At 64.9% G+C, this 16319-nt stretch carries 10 protein-coding genes and 3 rRNA genes; 2 read left to right on the plus strand and 11 right to left on the minus strand.

Annotated features, from left to right (window positions below; translation table 11 throughout):
* Nucleotides 1–267: 267 nt before the first annotated feature.
* From OG246_RS06005 to OG246_RS06030, 6 genes are all read right to left on the minus strand, one after another.
* Nucleotides 268–1440, minus strand: coding sequence for an acetoin utilization protein AcuC (locus OG246_RS06005; protein ID WP_266456884.1), 1173 nt, complete (start codon nucleotides 1438–1440; stop codon nucleotides 268–270).
* Entirely contained in the window at nucleotides 1391–2623 is a 1233-nt protein-coding gene (locus OG246_RS06010; protein ID WP_266456886.1) for an MFS transporter, read from the minus strand. The genes OG246_RS06005 and OG246_RS06010 overlap by 50 nt, the downstream gene beginning before the upstream one ends.
* 134 nt (nucleotides 2624–2757) lie before the next feature.
* Nucleotides 2758–3402 carry an HAD family phosphatase gene (locus tag OG246_RS06015; RefSeq protein ID WP_266456888.1) on the minus strand — a complete coding sequence of 215 codons (645 nt, stop codon included), beginning with the start codon at nucleotides 3400–3402 and terminating at the stop codon, nucleotides 2758–2760.
* Between the two features lie 83 nt (nucleotides 3403–3485).
* A 5S ribosomal RNA gene (gene rrf / locus OG246_RS06020) occupies nucleotides 3486–3602 on the minus strand.
* Between the two features lie 87 nt (nucleotides 3603–3689).
* A 23S ribosomal RNA gene (locus OG246_RS06025) occupies nucleotides 3690–6813 on the minus strand.
* Between the two features lie 320 nt (nucleotides 6814–7133).
* Nucleotides 7134–8661 (minus strand): 16S ribosomal RNA (locus tag OG246_RS06030).
* The 16S, 23S and 5S rRNA genes sit together here, the layout of an rRNA operon.
* Nucleotides 8662–9491: 830 nt before the next feature.
* Between OG246_RS06030 and trpS the strand changes: the two genes are divergently transcribed.
* Nucleotides 9492–10490 (plus strand): tryptophan--tRNA ligase, encoded by a 999-nt coding sequence (trpS, locus tag OG246_RS06035; protein ID WP_266456890.1) that lies wholly within the window; start codon nucleotides 9492–9494, stop codon nucleotides 10488–10490.
* Nucleotides 10491–10569: 79 nt separating this feature from the next.
* Here the strand turns inward: trpS and proC are convergent, their stop codons facing one another.
* The 3 genes from proC to OG246_RS06050 all read right to left on the minus strand — a co-directional run bounded on the left by proC (nucleotide 10570) and on the right by OG246_RS06050 (nucleotide 13186).
* Nucleotides 10570–11379 carry a pyrroline-5-carboxylate reductase gene (gene proC / locus OG246_RS06040; RefSeq protein WP_266456901.1) on the minus strand — a complete coding sequence of 270 codons (810 nt, stop codon included), beginning with the start codon at nucleotides 11377–11379 and terminating at the stop codon, nucleotides 10570–10572.
* Nucleotides 11380–11489: 110 nt separating this feature from the next.
* Nucleotides 11490–12299 carry an ABC transporter permease gene (locus tag OG246_RS06045; RefSeq protein ID WP_266456904.1) on the minus strand — a complete coding sequence of 270 codons (810 nt, stop codon included), beginning with the start codon at nucleotides 12297–12299 and terminating at the stop codon, nucleotides 11490–11492.
* Nucleotides 12296–13186, minus strand: coding sequence for an ABC transporter ATP-binding protein (locus OG246_RS06050; protein ID WP_266456907.1), 891 nt, complete (start codon nucleotides 13184–13186; stop codon nucleotides 12296–12298). The genes OG246_RS06045 and OG246_RS06050 overlap by 4 nt, the downstream gene beginning before the upstream one ends.
* Nucleotides 13187–13454: 268 nt before the next feature.
* Here OG246_RS06050 and OG246_RS06055 point away from each other — a divergent pair, with 268 nt between their 5' ends.
* Nucleotides 13455–14876, plus strand: a complete 1422-nt coding sequence (locus OG246_RS06055; RefSeq protein WP_266456910.1) for a SulP family inorganic anion transporter — start codon at nucleotides 13455–13457, stop codon at nucleotides 14874–14876.
* Here the strand turns inward: OG246_RS06055 and OG246_RS06060 are convergent.
* Both OG246_RS06060 and OG246_RS06065 read right to left on the minus strand, forming a co-directional pair.
* Complete coding sequence (locus tag OG246_RS06060; RefSeq protein ID WP_266456914.1) at nucleotides 14840–15622, minus strand: class I SAM-dependent methyltransferase; 783 nt, start codon at nucleotides 15620–15622, stop codon at nucleotides 14840–14842. The two genes, OG246_RS06055 and OG246_RS06060, sit on opposite strands and share 37 nt — an antisense overlap.
* A 192-nt stretch (nucleotides 15623–15814) precedes the next feature.
* Nucleotides 15815–16303 (minus strand): EamA/RhaT family transporter, encoded by a 489-nt coding sequence (locus OG246_RS06065; RefSeq protein WP_266456917.1) that lies wholly within the window; start codon nucleotides 16301–16303, stop codon nucleotides 15815–15817.
* Nucleotides 16304–16319: the final 16 nt, after the last annotated feature.

Genomic DNA, 16319 nt, shown 5'->3' on the forward strand with positions numbered 1-16319 from the left:
CCCACCCACCCGTGGGGGCTGCGCTCTTCGACCCCGGGCCGGGGAAGATCTTTCAGCCCGTCCGGCGTCTGAGGACGAGGCGGTGCCATCCCGATCCCCCACCCACCCGTGGGGGCTGCGCTCTTCAGCCCCGGGCCGGGGGAGATCTTTCAGCCCGTCCGGCGTTTGAGGACGAGCGCGTCAGCGCGACACGGGGGTCTGGGGGCGGAGCCCCCAGAAACAAGGGACGGGTAGGGGCGGAGGGGGCGAAAAACTCCCCACCCCCACCTACGGCAACAACCCCCGCAACGGAAACACGGCCCGCCGAGTAGCCAGAACCGCCTGATCCAACCGATCCGCCGGGTCGTACCCGGACTCCCAGTCCTTCCAGGACACAGGCCACCGCCCATCAGTCATCCGCCCCGGCGCCAACTGCCGCGTACGAGCGAACACTTCCTGCCGCCACCCCTCAGGAACCACCGTCTCGGGCGCAATCTCCCGCCCCGCCGCGATGGCAACCAGGTGCGTCCAAGACCGAGGCACCACATCCACCACCGCGTACCCACCCCCACCCAGAGCGACCCACCGCCCCTCGGCGTACTCATGCGCCAGCTCATGACAAGCCACCTGCACAGCCCGCTGCGCATCCAGCGACACCGCGAGATGCGCGAGCGGATCCTCGAAATGAGTGTCGGCCCCGTGCTGAGTCACCAGCACCTGCGGCCGAAAGTCCGCGATCAGCTCAGGCACCACGGAGTGAAACGCCCGCAGCCACCCCGCATCCCCGGTCCCCGCAGGCAGCGCAACGTTGACGGCGGACCCCTCCGCGCTCTCGGCCCCCGTCTCCTCCGGCCATCCGGTCTGCGGAAACAAGGTCCGCGGATGCTCATGCAGCGAGATCGTCAGAACCCGCGGATCCTCCCAGAACGCCGCCTGCACCCCGTCCCCGTGATGCACATCCACATCGATATAGGCGACCCGCTCAGCGCCCAGCTCAAGCAGCCGAGCGATGGCCAGCGAAGCGTCGTTGTAGATACAGAACCCGGATGCACCCCCCGGCATCGCATGATGCAGCCCACCCGCGAAGTTCACCGCGTGCACCGCGTCCCCGCGCCACACCGCCTCGGCCGCACCCACCGACTGCCCGGCGATCATCGCCGACACCTCATGCATCCCGGCGAAGGCGGGATCGTCCATGGTCCCGAGCCCGTACGAGGTGTCGGCAGCCTCCGGATCCACGGAGGCGGCCTTCACCGCCTCCACGTAGTCCTCGCGATGCACGAGCCGCAACGTCGACTCGCCGGCCGGCTTCGCCGCGACCACATCAACGTCGCGATCGAGCCCGAACGCGTCGACGAGCTTCCTCGTCAACACCAGCCGGACCGGATCCATCGGATGGTCCGGACCGAAGTCATAGCCCGTTACTGCCTCGTCCCACATCAGCTGTGCGCGGCCGCTCATGACCATCACCGTATCGGTCCGGTTCAACGTCGAACGACCGGGCGTACCTCAAGATCAGCAGAACCAGCACCATGGGTACGAGCATGGCGCCCCGGTAGTTCCAGGCGTCCCCCAGCGCCCCCACCAAAGGCGAACCGATCAAGAACCCCACGTAATTGAAGATATTGAGCCGCGCGATCGCCGTATCCGAAGCCCCGGGGAAGAGCCGCCCGGCAGCCGCGAAGGTCTGCGGCACGATCACACACAACCCCAGCCCCAGCAGGGTGAACCCGAGCATCCCCACCCCTGGACCAGGCGCCACCGCCACCACACCGAACCCCAGCGCCGCGACCATCGCCCCCAGCCGCACAACCGCCACGGCCCCGAACCGACGCACCCCGAAGTCCCCGATGGCCCGCCCCAGCAGCGTCGTGACCATATAGACGTTGTACGGAACGGTCGCGAGCTGCTCCGAACTGCCCAGCACGTCCTGCAGATACTTCGCACTCCAGTTGGAGACCGTCGAGTCCCCGATGTAGGCGAAGGTCATCACCAGACACAGCGGCAGCAGCAACTTGAAGACGACAGGCGCGGCCTCGCCCGCCCCCTCCTTCGCATCGGCCGCGTCAGCCACACCGGGACCGGCGCCCCAGTCGACGTACCACCGACTCCCGACAAGAGCCGCCGGCAACAGCACCGCCACGACCGGCAGATACGACACGAACAGCGACAGATGCCAGTGCGCCCCCGCCCACGCGAGCGACGCACCCACGATCCCGCCCAGGCTGTACACGGCATGGAACCCGAGCATGATGCTGCGCCCATACGTCCGCTGAAGGCTCACCCCGAGCATGTTCATGGAGGCGTCGAGCGCACCGACAGCCAGCCCGAAGGCGCCGAGCGAGACCGCCACCTCGGCCACATGGTCACCGGACCCGACACCCAGCAGGGCAAGGAGTACGACGGGTTGAGACCACCTCAGCACGCGGCTGGGGGGTATTCGCTTGACCAACTTCTCGGTGGCCACGCTCCCCACCCCGGCCAGGACCGGCACGGCGGCGAGGAACACGGGCAGCAACGCGTCGGATATCCCGTAGCGGTCCTGGATCGCGGGGATACGCGTCACCAGCAGCGCGAAGGCGACGCCCTGGGCGAAGAAGCTGAACGCGAGCGAGGCCCTACCGCGCCGCAGCACATCTGTCATGGCGGCGAGCGTAGGGCCCCGGCTTACCCGTGGGTAGATCCAGCCGAAGATGAATTTTGCTCAGCTCTCCAACTCAGCGCACTCCAGGCCGATGCCGAACAAGAAGATCGAGCGGGAATCGCAGCCGTCCCTGGTCATACGAGCAGGTCAGCCAGCTGCCCCATGTCGGAGAAGAGCCGAGTGGCCCCCGCCAGCCGGTCGGCGGGCGTCATGGCCGTGAACCCGTACACATCCATCCCGGCCGCGACAGCCGCCTGCACCCCCAGCGGACTGTCCTCCACGACAACACACTTCTCCGGCGCTACGCCCATCCGCTCGGCCGCGTACAGGAACAGATCCGGCGCCGGCTTCCCCCGCCCCACATCCTGCGAACTGAAGACGCGCCCCTCGTCGAACCACCGGTCGAGCCCGGTCTTCCGATGCCCCACACGAATCCGCTCATGACTCCCGGAAGAGGCCACGCAGTACGGCACCCCGTCCGCAGCCAGCTTCTCCAGCACCTGCACAGCACCGGGTACCGGCTCCAACTCCCGCTCGAAGGCGGCGAAGACGCGAGCGTGGAAAACCTCGTCGAAGTCCGCGGGCAACCGCTGCCCGGTCCGCTCCTCCACCAGATCGTGTACGCGGTGCATGGCGGAGCCCATGTAGTCGCGGAGGGACTCCTCGTACGAGGTGGGATGTCCGAGTTCGGTGAGATACGCGGCAAGAAGTGTGTTGGAGATCGGCTCACTGTCCACGAGGACACCGTCGTTGTCGAAGATGATCAATTCGTAGCGCATACTGCGACAATAAAACGAAGCGACCCCTAAATGCAGAAAACCCCTGTACCGGTTTCCCGGTACAGGGGTTTTCTCTACAAATAGTTCGGCGGCGTCCTACTCTCCCACAGGGTCCCCCCTGCAGTACCATCGGCGCTGTGAGGCTTAGCTTCCGGGTTCGGAATGTAACCGGGCGTTTCCCTCACGCTATGACCACCGAAACACGGTGAAACTTGTCAACCGGAGCCGTGGCATGGCTACGACGGTTGTTCGTGGTTTCAGAACCAACACAGTGGACGCGAGCAACTGAGGACAAGCCCTCGGCCTATTAGTACCAGTCAGCTTCGCCCATTACTGGGCTTCCACATCTGGCCTATCAACCCAGTCGTCTACTGGGAGCCTTAACCCCTCAAGGGGGTGGGAATACTCATCTCGAAGCAGGCTTCCCGCTTAGATGCTTTCAGCGGTTATCCCTCCCGAACGTAGCCAACCAGCCATGCCCTTGGCAGGACAACTGGCACACCAGAGGTTCGTCCGTCCCGGTCCTCTCGTACTAGGGACAGCCCTTCTCAATATTCCTGCGCGCGCAGCGGATAGGGACCGAACTGTCTCACGACGTTCTAAACCCAGCTCGCGTACCGCTTTAATGGGCGAACAGCCCAACCCTTGGGACCGACTCCAGCCCCAGGATGCGACGAGCCGACATCGAGGTGCCAAACCATCCCGTCGATATGGACTCTTGGGGAAGATCAGCCTGTTATCCCCGGGGTACCTTTTATCCGTTGAGCGACGGCGCTTCCACAAGCCACCGCCGGATCACTAGTCCCGACTTTCGTCCCTGCTCGACCCGTCGGTCTCACAGTCAAGCTCCCTTGTGCACTTACACTCAACACCTGATTACCAACCAGGCTGAGGGAACCTTTGGGCGCCTCCGTTACTCTTTAGGAGGCAACCGCCCCAGTTAAACTACCCATCAGACACTGTCCCTGATCCGGATCACGGACCCAGGTTAGACATCCAGCACGACCAGACTGGTATTTCAACGACGACTCCACCTGAGCTGGCGCTCAAGCTTCACAGTCTCCCAGCTATCCTACACAAGCCGAACCGAACACCAATATCAAACTATAGTAAAGGTCCCGGGGTCTTTCCGTCCTGCTGCGCGAAACGAGCATCTTTACTCGTAGTGCAATTTCACCGGGCCTATGGTTGAGACAGTCGAGAAGTCGTTACGCCATTCGTGCAGGTCGGAACTTACCCGACAAGGAATTTCGCTACCTTAGGATGGTTATAGTTACCACCGCCGTTTACTGGCGCTTAAGTTCTCAGCTTCGCCACCCCGAAGAGTGACTAACCGGTCCCCTTAACGTTCCAGCACCGGGCAGGCGTCAGTCCGTATACATCGCCTTACGGCTTCGCACGGACCTGTGTTTTTAGTAAACAGTCGCTTCTCGCTGGTCTCTGCGGCCACCCCCAGCTCAAGCAGCAAGTGCTATCACCGGTGATGGCCCCCCTTCTCCCGAAGTTACGGGGGCATTTTGCCGAGTTCCTTAACCATAGTTCACCCGAACGCCTCGGTATTCTCTACCTGACCACCTGAGTCGGTTTAGGGTACGGGCCGCCATGAAACTCGCTAGAGGCTTTTCTCGACAGCATAGGATCATCCACTTCACCACAATCGGCTCGGCATCAGGTCTCAGCCTTAATGTGCGACGGATTTACCTATCACACGGCCTACACCCTTACCCCGGGACAACCACCGCCCGGGATGGACTACCTTCCTGCGTCACCCCATCACTCACCTACTGCAGGTCTGGTCCGTCGGCTCCACCACTCCCCTTTGCCCGAAGGCTCCGGGGCGGCTTCACGGACTTAGCATCGCCTGGTTCAATGTTTGACGCTTCACAGCGGGTACCGGAATATCAACCGGTTATCCATCGACTACGCCTGTCGGCCTCGCCTTAGGTCCCGACTTACCCTGGGCAGATCAGCTTGACCCAGGAACCCTTAGTCAATCGGCGCACACGTTTCTCACGTGTGTATCGCTACTCATGCCTGCATTCTCACTCGTGAACCGTCCACCACTAGCTTCCGCTGCGGCTTCACCCGGCACACGACGCTCCCCTACCCATCCCAGCCCCCGTTGGGGGTATGTGCTGGAATGACACGACTTCGGCGGTACGCTTGAGCCCCGCTACATTGTCGGCGCGGAATCACTAGACCAGTGAGCTATTACGCACTCTTTCAAGGGTGGCTGCTTCTAAGCCAACCTCCTGGTTGTCTGTGCGACTCCACATCCTTTCCCACTTAGCGTACGCTTAGGGGCCTTAGTCGATGCTCTGGGCTGTTTCCCTCTCGACCATGGAGCTTATCCCCCACAGTCTCACTGCCGTGCTCTCACTTACCGGCATTCGGAGTTTGGCTAAGGTCAGTAACCCGGTAGGGCCCATCGCCTATCCAGTGCTCTACCTCCGGCAAGAAACACACGACGCTGCACCTAAATGCATTTCGGGGAGAACCAGCTATCACGGAGTTTGATTGGCCTTTCACCCCTAACCACAGGTCATCCCCCAGGTTTTCAACCCTGGTGGGTTCGGTCCTCCACGACCTCTTACAGCCGCTTCAACCTGCCCATGGCTAGATCACTCCGCTTCGGGTCTTGAGCGCGCTACTAAATCGCCCTATTCGGACTCGCTTTCGCTACGGCTTCCCCACACGGGTTAACCTCGCAACACACCGCAAACTCGCAGGCTCATTCTTCAAAAGGCACGCAGTCACGACGCACCAAGTAAACTTGATGCGCGACGCTCCCACGGCTTGTAGGCACACGGTTTCAGGTACTATTTCACTCCGCTCCCGCGGTACTTTTCACCATTCCCTCACGGTACTATCCGCTATCGGTCACCAGGGAATATTTAGGCTTAGCGGGTGGTCCCGCCAGATTCACACGGGATTTCTCGGGCCCCGTGCTACTTGGGTGTTTCTCAAACGAGCCGTTGACGTTTCGACTACGGGGGTCTTACCCTCTACGCCGGACCTTTCGCATGTCCTTCGCCTACATCAACGGTTTCTGACTCGTCTCACGATCGGCAGACCGTGAAAGAGAAATCCCACAACCCCATATACGCAACCCCTGCCGGGTCTCACACGCATATGGTTTAGCCTCATCCAGTTTCGCTCGCCACTACTCCCGGAATCACGGTTGTTTTCTCTTCCTGCGGGTACTGAGATGTTTCACTTCCCCGCGTTCCCTCCACATACCCTATGTGTTCAGGTATGGGTGACAGCCCATGACGACTGCCGGGTTTCCCCATTCGGAAACCCCCGGATCAAAGCCTGGTTGACGGCTCCCCGGGGACTATCGTGGCCTCCCACGTCCTTCATCGGTTCCTGGTGCCAAGGCATCCACCGTGCGCCCTTAAAAACTTGGCCACAGATGCTCGCGTCCACTGTGCAGTTCTCAAACAACGACCAACCACCCGTCACAACCCGCCGAAGCAGATTTTCACCGGGGCCGGCACTGAAGATCCAGACTCAAAGTCCGTACCCTCAGACACCCAACAGCGTGCCCGGCACCCTCGCCACTCATGATCAGCTTTCCACGCTCCCTTGCGAGAGCAGTACTTGCAGCCCGAGATGACTGAGAGTGCCGAATAATCAACGTTCCACCCATGAGCAACCAGCACCGGACGTACGCCGATGTACTGGCCCTGGACCACCAGACAATGCCTGGCGGCCTAGATGCTCCTTAGAAAGGAGGTGATCCAGCCGCACCTTCCGGTACGGCTACCTTGTTACGACTTCGTCCCAATCGCCAGTCCCACCTTCGACAGCTCCCTCCCCACAAGGGGGTTGGGCCACCGGCTTCGGGTGTTACCGACTTTCGTGACGTGACGGGCGGTGTGTACAAGGCCCGGGAACGTATTCACCGCAGCAATGCTGATCTGCGATTACTAGCAACTCCGACTTCATGGGGTCGAGTTGCAGACCCCAATCCGAACTGAGACAGGCTTTTTGAGATTCGCTCCGCCTCGCGGCATCGCAGCTCATTGTACCTGCCATTGTAGCACGTGTGCAGCCCAAGGCATAAGGGGCATGATGACTTGACGTCGTCCCCACCTTCCTCCGAGTTGACCCCGGCAGTCTCCTGTGAGTCCCCATCACCCCGAAGGGCATGCTGGCAACACAGAACAAGGGTTGCGCTCGTTGCGGGACTTAACCCAACATCTCACGACACGAGCTGACGACAGCCATGCACCACCTGTACACCGACCACAAGGGGGGCACCATCTCTGATGCTTTCCGGCGTATGTCAAGCCTTGGTAAGGTTCTTCGCGTTGCGTCGAATTAAGCCACATGCTCCGCTGCTTGTGCGGGCCCCCGTCAATTCCTTTGAGTTTTAGCCTTGCGGCCGTACTCCCCAGGCGGGGAACTTAATGCGTTAGCTGCGGCACCGACGACGTGGAATGTCGCCAACACCTAGTTCCCACCGTTTACGGCGTGGACTACCAGGGTATCTAATCCTGTTCGCTCCCCACGCTTTCGCTCCTCAGCGTCAGTAATGGCCCAGAGATCCGCCTTCGCCACCGGTGTTCCTCCTGATATCTGCGCATTTCACCGCTACACCAGGAATTCCGATCTCCCCTACCACACTCTAGCCTGCCCGTATCGACTGCAGACCCGGGGTTAAGCCCCGGGCTTTCACAACCGACGCGACAAGCCGCCTACGAGCTCTTTACGCCCAATAATTCCGGACAACGCTTGCGCCCTACGTATTACCGCGGCTGCTGGCACGTAGTTAGCCGGCGCTTCTTCTGCAGGTACCGTCACTTTCGCTTCTTCCCTGCTGAAAGAGGTTTACAACCCGAAGGCCGTCATCCCTCACGCGGCGTCGCTGCATCAGGCTTTCGCCCATTGTGCAATATTCCCCACTGCTGCCTCCCGTAGGAGTCTGGGCCGTGTCTCAGTCCCAGTGTGGCCGGTCGCCCTCTCAGGCCGGCTACCCGTCGTCGCCTTGGTGAGCCACTACCTCACCAACAAGCTGATAGGCCGCGGGCTCATCCTTCACCGCCGGAGCTTTTAACCCCCACCCATGCAGGCAGGAGTGTTATCCGGTATTAGACCCCGTTTCCAGGGCTTGTCCCAGAGTGAAGGGCAGATTGCCCACGTGTTACTCACCCGTTCGCCACTAATCCACCCCGAAAGGCTTCATCGTTCGACTTGCATGTGTTAAGCACGCCGCCAGCGTTCGTCCTGAGCCAGGATCAAACTCTCCGTGAATGTTTTCCCGTAATCGGGACGACACCACGAGAGCGGAACCGAAGAGAGGAATAATCCCCACGGTCCACAGCGTCCTCGCTGATGTTTTACTTCAAAGGAACCTCGTCCCAGCCGAATGGCCGGAGACGGGGTATCAACAAACTTGGCGTTGATTTTTGGCACGCTGTTGAGTTCTCAAGGAACGGACGCTTCCTTTGTACTCACCCGAGAGACTCTCTCAGGCTTTCCTCCGGGCAGTTTCCCTTCGGTCTTGCGTTTCCGACTCTATCAGACCATTTCCCGATCCGATTTCCTCGGTGCTTTCCAGGTTTCCGCTTTCGCGTTTCCCTTTCCAGCGGCTCCGACTCTATCAGATCCTTTCGGGCCTGATTCCCAGTCAGTGGGGCTTGTCTTCGCGGCTGTTGGGCCGTTCCGACGAGTGAGACTTTAGCGGAATCTCGGCTCCCGAGCTAATCGGGGTGGCGTCCTTTCGAACGCGGATTCCTCATTTCACAAACGCGCAGGAAAACGAGCCGACGACAGGTCGTCGTTCGTTGAGTGCTTGTTGCGGAATGGCTGTCCGGGGACCGACCGGAGTCGGCACTCACGTCGGACAGCTCGGAGAACATTACGTACGAGGTCGAGGTGTGTCAACTCCGCTCCAGGAGGCGCCTCGGAGGCGTACCTTGGAGCCGTGACTACGCATACGTGCACCCAGCAGTGGTGGGCCGCCTGACGGCGGCCGTACATACGTATGTACTCAACGGCCGCCGCCCTCGGCGGCCGTTTCTGTATCTCCTTCCTGGAGAGCCGGCCGGCGGGTGCGGCGGCCTCGACCAGGAGGTTGAGAGATGACGCGGATCTTCAGTGGGGTCAAGCCGACCGGGCATCTGACGCTGGGCAACTATCTGGGGGCCGTACGGCGGTGGGCCGATGTCGATCAGCACCGGGCCGATGCCCTGTTCTGCATCGTCGATCTGCATGCGCTGACCGTGGACCACGATCCGGGGCGCGTGCGCAGGCTCAGTCGGCAGGCGGCGACGTTGTTGCTGGCATCCGGGCTCGATCCGGAGCTGTGCACCGTGTTCGTACAGAGTCATGTGGACGAGCACGCGCGGCTGTCGTATCTGCTGGAGTGCGTCGCGACCGACGGGGAGATGCGGCGGATGATCCAGTACAAGGAGAAGTCCGTGCGGGAGCGGGAGCGGGGCGGGAGTGTTCGGCTGTCGTTGCTGACGTATCCCGTGCTGATGGCGGCGGACATCCTGGCGTACGGGACCGATGAGGTGCCGGTGGGTGATGACCAGACACAGCACGTGGAGCTGACTCGGGATCTGGCCGCGCGGTTCAACCAGCGGTACGGGCACACGTTCGTGGTGCCTCGGGCCACGCGTCCGGAGGTCGCCGCGCGGGTCATGAATCTGCAGGAGCCGACGTCGAAGATGGGGAAGAGCGATGACGTCGGGCCCGGGGTCGTCTATCTGCTCGACGAGCCGGATGTCGTGCGGAAGAAGGTCATGCGGGCTGTGACCGACAGCGGGCAGGACGTCGTGTACGACCAGGAGGCCCGGCCGGGGATCTCGAATCTGCTGGAGATTCTCGCGGCTTGCGAGGGTGGGAACCCAGAGGCCTTGGGCGGTGTATATGAGTCGTACGGAGCTTTGAAGAAGGACACCGCCGAGGCCGTGGTCGAGCTCCTCAGGCCCGTACAGGAGAGGCACCAGGAGTTGTGCGCGGATCCTGCGTACGTGGAGGGGGTGTTGCGGGACGGTGCGGAGAAGGCCAGAGGGATGGCGCGGCCGAGGGTGGACGCGGCGTATCGGGCGATCGGTTTGCTGGCCGCGGGCTGAGGCAGGACTGAGGGCTGAGGGCTGAGGGCTGAGGGCTGAAGGACGGTGGGGCCGGGGGCGGGCCCGGCCCCTGTTCTTCTTAGCTGTTGCCGGAGGCGAGTTCGCGGCTGCGGTCGCGGGCCGCTTCCAGCGCGGCGATCAGTGCGGCACGCACGCCGTGGTTCTCCAGTTCGCGGATGGCGTTGATCGTGGTGCCCGCGGGGGACGTGACGTTCTCGCGGAGCTTCACGGGGTGCTCGCCGCTGTCGCGGAGCATCACTGCGGCGCCGATCGCGGACTGGACGATGAGGTCGTGGGCCTTGTCGCGGGGCAGGCCAAGGAGGATGCCCGCGTCCGTCATGGCCTCTACGAGGTAGAAGAAGTACGCCGGTCCCGAGCCGGAGAGGGCGGTGCAGGCGTCCTGCTGGGACTCAGGGACGCGGAGCGTCTTGCCGACGGCGCCGAAGATCTCCTCGGCGTGGGCGAGGTGCTCGGCGGTGGCGTGGCTGCCGGCGGAGATGACGGACATGGCCTCGTCGACGAGGGCGGGGGTGTTCGTCATGACACGGACGACGGGGGTGCCTGCGGCCAGGCGCTCCTCGATGAAGGAGGTGGGGATGCCTGCCGCGCCGCTGATGACCAGGCGGTCGGCGGGGATGTGCGGGGCGAGTTCGTCGAGGAGGGTGCCCATGTCCTGCGGCTTGACCGTGAGGATCAGGGTGTCGGCGGTCTTGGCGGCCTCGGCGTTGGTGACCGCCGTGACTCCGTGGCGCTCCTGGAGTTCCTTGGCGCGTTCGGGCCGGCGGGCGGTGACCAGCAGGTCGGCGAGTGGCCAGCCTGCCCTGATCACTCCGCTGAGCAGGGCTTCGCCGATCTTGCCGGTGCCGAGGACTGCGACTTTCTGGGTCATGGTGCGGTGCCCTCCGGGGGTTGCGTCGTCCGGTGTCCATCCTCGCACCGGGGGTGCGGGACGGGGTGGGCTGTCCGTTGAGCGGGACGCTGCCCAGGGGTACGGAGGTTCTACGCCGTCCTGCGCCTCAGGGTCGCCGCGCCGAGGGTCAGGACCAGCAGTGCGCAGCCCGCGACGATCAGGGCGTCGCGGACGAAGGTGGCTGTCATGTCGGTGTGTTTGAGGACTTCGTTCATGCCGTCGACCGCGTAGGACATGGGGAGGACGTTGGAGATCGCTTCGAGGACTGGGTGCATGTTGGGGCGGGGGGTGAAGAGGCCGCATAGGAGGAGTTGGGGGAAGATCACGGCCGGCATGAACTGGACCGCCTGGAATTCCGAGGACGCGAAGGCCGAGACGAAGAGGCCGAGGGCTGTGCCCAGGAGGGCGTCCAGGAGGGCGACCAGGAGGAGCAGCCAGGGGGAGCCGGTGACGTCGAGGCCCAGGAACCAGATCGCCAGGCCTGTGGCCAGGGCCGACTGGATGATGGCCAGGGCTCCGAAGGCCAGGGCGTAGCCGGCGATGAGGTCGCCCTTGCCTAGGGGCATGGCGAGGAGGCGTTCCAGGGTGCCGGACGTGCGTTCGCGAAGGGTGGCGATGGAGGTGACCAGGAACATCGTGATGAGCGGGAAGATCCCGAGGAGGGAGGCGCCGATGGAGTCGAAGGTGCGCGGGCTGCCGTCGAAGACGTAGCGGAGCAGTACGAGCATCACGCACGGGATGAGGATCATCAGCGCGATGGAGCGCGGGTCGTGGCGGAGCTGGCGCAGTACGCGGGCGGCGGTGGCGGTGGTGCGGGAGAAGTTGATCGCGCTCGGGCGTGGGCCCGTGTGGGTGCTGGTGGGCCGGGGTGCGGTGGTGGGTGTGGTCGTCGTGCTCATCGGACGGTCTCCTTGCGGGGCTGGTCGCCGGACGGGGACTCGTTGTGGGCCGGTTCGCCCGTCGCGGAACGGTTGTGCGCGGCGATCGCCTCGTCGACCAGGTGGAGGAAGGCGGCCTCGACGGTTTCGGAGTCGGTGCGTTCGCGCAGGGCGTCGGGGGTGTCGTCGGCGAGGATCTCGCCCTCGCGCATCAGGAGGAGGCGGTGGCAGCGCTCGGCCTCGTCCATGACGTGGGAGGAGACCAGGAGGGTGGCCTCGCGTTCGGCGGCGACGGCGTGGAAGAGGTTCCAGAGGTCGCGGCGCAGGACCGGGTCCAGGCCGACGGTCGGTTCGTCGAGGACGAGGAGTTCCGGGGTGCCGAGGAGGGCGACGGCGAGGGAGACGCGGCTGCGCTGGCCGCCGGAGAGGTTGCCGGCGAGGGAGTCGGCGTGGGAGGTGAGGTCGACGTCGGTGATGGCCTGGGTGACGTTGGCGTGGCGGCGGTCGGAGGAGGCGTGGCCGGGGTCGAGGATCGCGGCGAAGTAGTCGAGGTTCTGGCGGACGGTCAGGTCGTCGTAGACGGAGGGGGCTTGGGTGACGTAGCCGATGCGGGAGCGGAGTGCGGCGTCGCTGGCGGGGCGGCCTAGGACTTCGAGCGTGCCGGTCACCTTGGCCTGGGTGCCGACGATCGAGCGCATCAGGGTCGACTTGCCGCAGCCGGAGGGGCCGAGCAGCCCGGTGATCTGGCCGCGCGGTACGGCGAAGTCGAGTCCGCGCAGGACGGTGCGGGTGCCGCGTACGACGGTGAGGCCTTCGGCGCGGATGGCGGGCTGACTTGTGGGGTCGGGCCGCTCCGTGGCGCCGGGAGGTTCTGCGGCTGCGGGTGAGCCGGGATTAATATTCATCATGTGATGAATATTGCTACCGCGGGGTGGACTCGTCAAGTCCCGTCGCATTCGGGGGCGCAGGCGCGCGGCGGCGTGATCGGAGGGGTGCGGTCCGGGGCTGCGCGCTTCCGCGTTCACGTGGTGGTTACGCGAAAGGGGTGCGTGTCCAACTCCCCTTCCTGACAATGGATTTCAGTGCACGGTCATATGCCGCGCCAGTTGGTCCGCCGTGCCCTCCCCCGGCTCGGCGCCCACGCATCTCCCGCTTGTCACCGGAGGTGCTGTTGTCATGCGTAAAGCCGATCTGCTCGCGTCCTTTGTCGTGTTTCTCGTCGCGCTGCCCCTGTGCGTGGGGGTCGCCATAGCTTCCGGGGTGCCCGCCGAGCTGGGGTTGGTGACCGGGATCGTCGGCGGTCTGGTGGCCGGAGTGATGCCCGGCAGCTGCCTGCAGGTGAGTGGGCCCGCGGCGGGGCTGACGGTGCTGGTGTACGAGGCGGTGCAGTCGTACGGGGTGCAGGCGCTGGGTGTGCTGGTGCTCGGGGCCGGGCTGGTGCAGCTCGCGCTCGGGGCGCTGCGGCTCGGGCGGTGGTTCCGGGCCGTGTCCGTGGCCGTGGTGCAGGGGATGCTGGCCGGGATCGGGCTCGTGCTGATCGCGGGGCAGGTGTACGCGATGGGGGACGCGGCCGCGCCCGCGAGCGGGGTCGGGAAGGTCGCCGGGCTCGTCTCGCTGGTGGGGGACGCCGACCCGGTCGCCCTGGTGATCGGGGGCGCCACCGTGGTCGTACTCCTGCTGTGGCCGCGTTGGCGGCGGGGGGCGCGGTTGGTGCCCGCGCCACTGCTGGCCGTGGGGCTCGCGTCGGTCGTGACCGGGGTGTTCGATCTGTCCGTGCGGCGGGTCGAGGTGCGCGGGCTGCTGGATGCCGTACGGCCGCCGGGGCTGGAGGATTTCGGGCGGCTCACGGAAGTGGGCGTGATCGGGACGGTGTTGGCGTTCGCGCTGATCGCCTCGGCCGAGTCACTCTTCAGCGCGGCGGCGGTGGACCGGCTGCATCGGGGGCGGCGTACCGACTACGACCGGGAGTTGATCGCGCAGGGTGCCGGGAATGCCGTGTGCGGAGTGTTGGGTGCGCTGCCGATGACCGCGGTGATCGTGCGGAGTGCGGCAAATGTGCAGGCAGGGGCGCGTACGAAGGTGTCCCGGGTGCTGCACGGGGTGTGGTTGCTGGTCTTCACCGCGGTGCTGCCCGGGGTGCTCGGGGTGATTCCGGTGGCCGCGCTGGCGGGGCTACTGGTGCACGCGGGCTGCAAGCTCGTGCCCGTACGGGAGTTGGGGCCACTCTGGCGGGAGCATCGCGGGGAGCTGGTGGTGCTCGTCGTGACGGCCGTCGCGATCGTGGTCGGGAATTTGTTTGAGGGGGTACTGGTGGGGCTGGCGCTTGCCGTCGCCAAGACGGCGTGGGACATCAGTCATGTGCATGTGGAGACCGAGGACCGGGGGGACGCGGGGATGGTCGTACGGGTCGTCGGGCATGCGACGTTCCTAAGGCTGCCGAAGTTGCTGGACGCGTTGGAGGCTTTGCCTCACGACCGGGACGTACGGCTGGAGTTGGGTGGCTTGCGGCATCTGGATCACGCGTGTGCGGCGGCCCTTGAGGGGTGGGCCGCCGGGCGGGATCACGAACGCGTGGCGACGATCAGTTCGACGTCGTAGACCTCCTCGATCACACCGTCCGGGAAGGCGCCGAGCAGATGCGCGCGCTCCTCGGTGAGGAAGGCATTCGCGCCCTCCTCACCGAGGACCAGGAAGGCCGAGTGGCTTCCGAGGTTGGCGAGGTGGGTGTCGACGGGGACGCGGCGGCTCCAGCGGACCTGGTCGCGGTCGACGTGCAGGGGGCCGGCCGGGGTGGTGGAGAGGGTTGCTGCTGCACTGGCGCCGCTGCCGTTCTTCGCTACGACCGCGTCAAGGCCGAGGAAGCGTTCGACCCGGTCGGCTGCCGCCGCGATCCAGGGGATGTCCAGGGCTTCGGTGTTCCACCACAGGGCCAGTGCGCCGGTGTCCGGGCGCAGCACGCGGAACGCCTCCGGGATGGAGTGGGCCGGGTCGGTCCAGTGCCAGGACTGGGCGTAGGTGAGGAAGTCGGCGGAGGCGGTGGCCAGGGGGAGGGCGTTGCCGTTGCCTCGGACGACGGGGGTGTCGGGGAGCGTGCGGCGGAACTCGGCCGCCATGCCGTCGCCGGGTTCGATGGCCAGCACGTTCGCGCCCCTTGCCTTGAGGAGGGCGGTCGCGATGCCGGTGCCGGCGCCTACGTCGACGACCCTTGCGCCGGTGAGGGGGCGGCGGGCGAGGTTTTCGATCGCGTCGAAGAGGGTGGAGGGGTAGGAGGGGCGGTTCGCGGCGTACTGGGCTGCGGCGGTGTTGAAGGAGTGGGCTCGGGTGGTGTGGGAGTGGGGCGCCATACGGTCATGGTGGCGGGGGTGGGGGCTGGGGGCGGGTGGTTTGGTGAGAGGTTGGGGTGGGTGGCCGAAAGGGTTTCGCCCCCTCCGCCCCTACCCGTCCCTTGTTCCTGGGGGCTGCCGCCCCCAGACCCCCGCATCGGCCTGAACGGCCTCGTCCTCAAACGCCGGACGGGCTGAAAGATCCCCGCTGGTCTAAGAGTTGCGGCGCTTCTTCGAAGGGTTGCCCGTACGGCGCTTGCTGCGGCGCTCGTACTGTTCGCGAGCCGCCTCGTACTCCTCGCGGTTCAGCTTCTCGCCCGGGGCCTCGACCAGGGCACGGAAGAAGTAGGCGAGGAGGGAGCCGATGAAGCCGATCGCGAGGAGGCCCCGGAGGGAGGACTGACGGTCCGGGTCCGGGCGCTTGGTGAACGCGCCCGAGGTGTGGCGGAATGCGAGGGCGCTGCACACCGCGAACATCACGACGACCATGAGGGTCACCGGCCCGCCCACGTCTGCGACCTCCAGGCCCTCGTAGGCGAAGCGGAGGACGAAGCAGGCGGCCACCGCGGCGGCCAGCGAACCGACGGCCACGGCGGCTCGGCGGGCCGCGTAGCCGTCGGTGTGGTCCAACCAGGACGTGCCGAAGAAACGGATGGGTTCGGGCTGGGGCCCCGCGGGGGTGCCGGTGGTTTCGTCGCTCACGGGTTGATTATCGCTC

This window comes from Streptomyces sp. NBC_00620, from assembly GCF_026341825.1.
GTDB lineage: Bacteria > Actinomycetota > Actinomycetes > Streptomycetales > Streptomycetaceae > Streptomyces.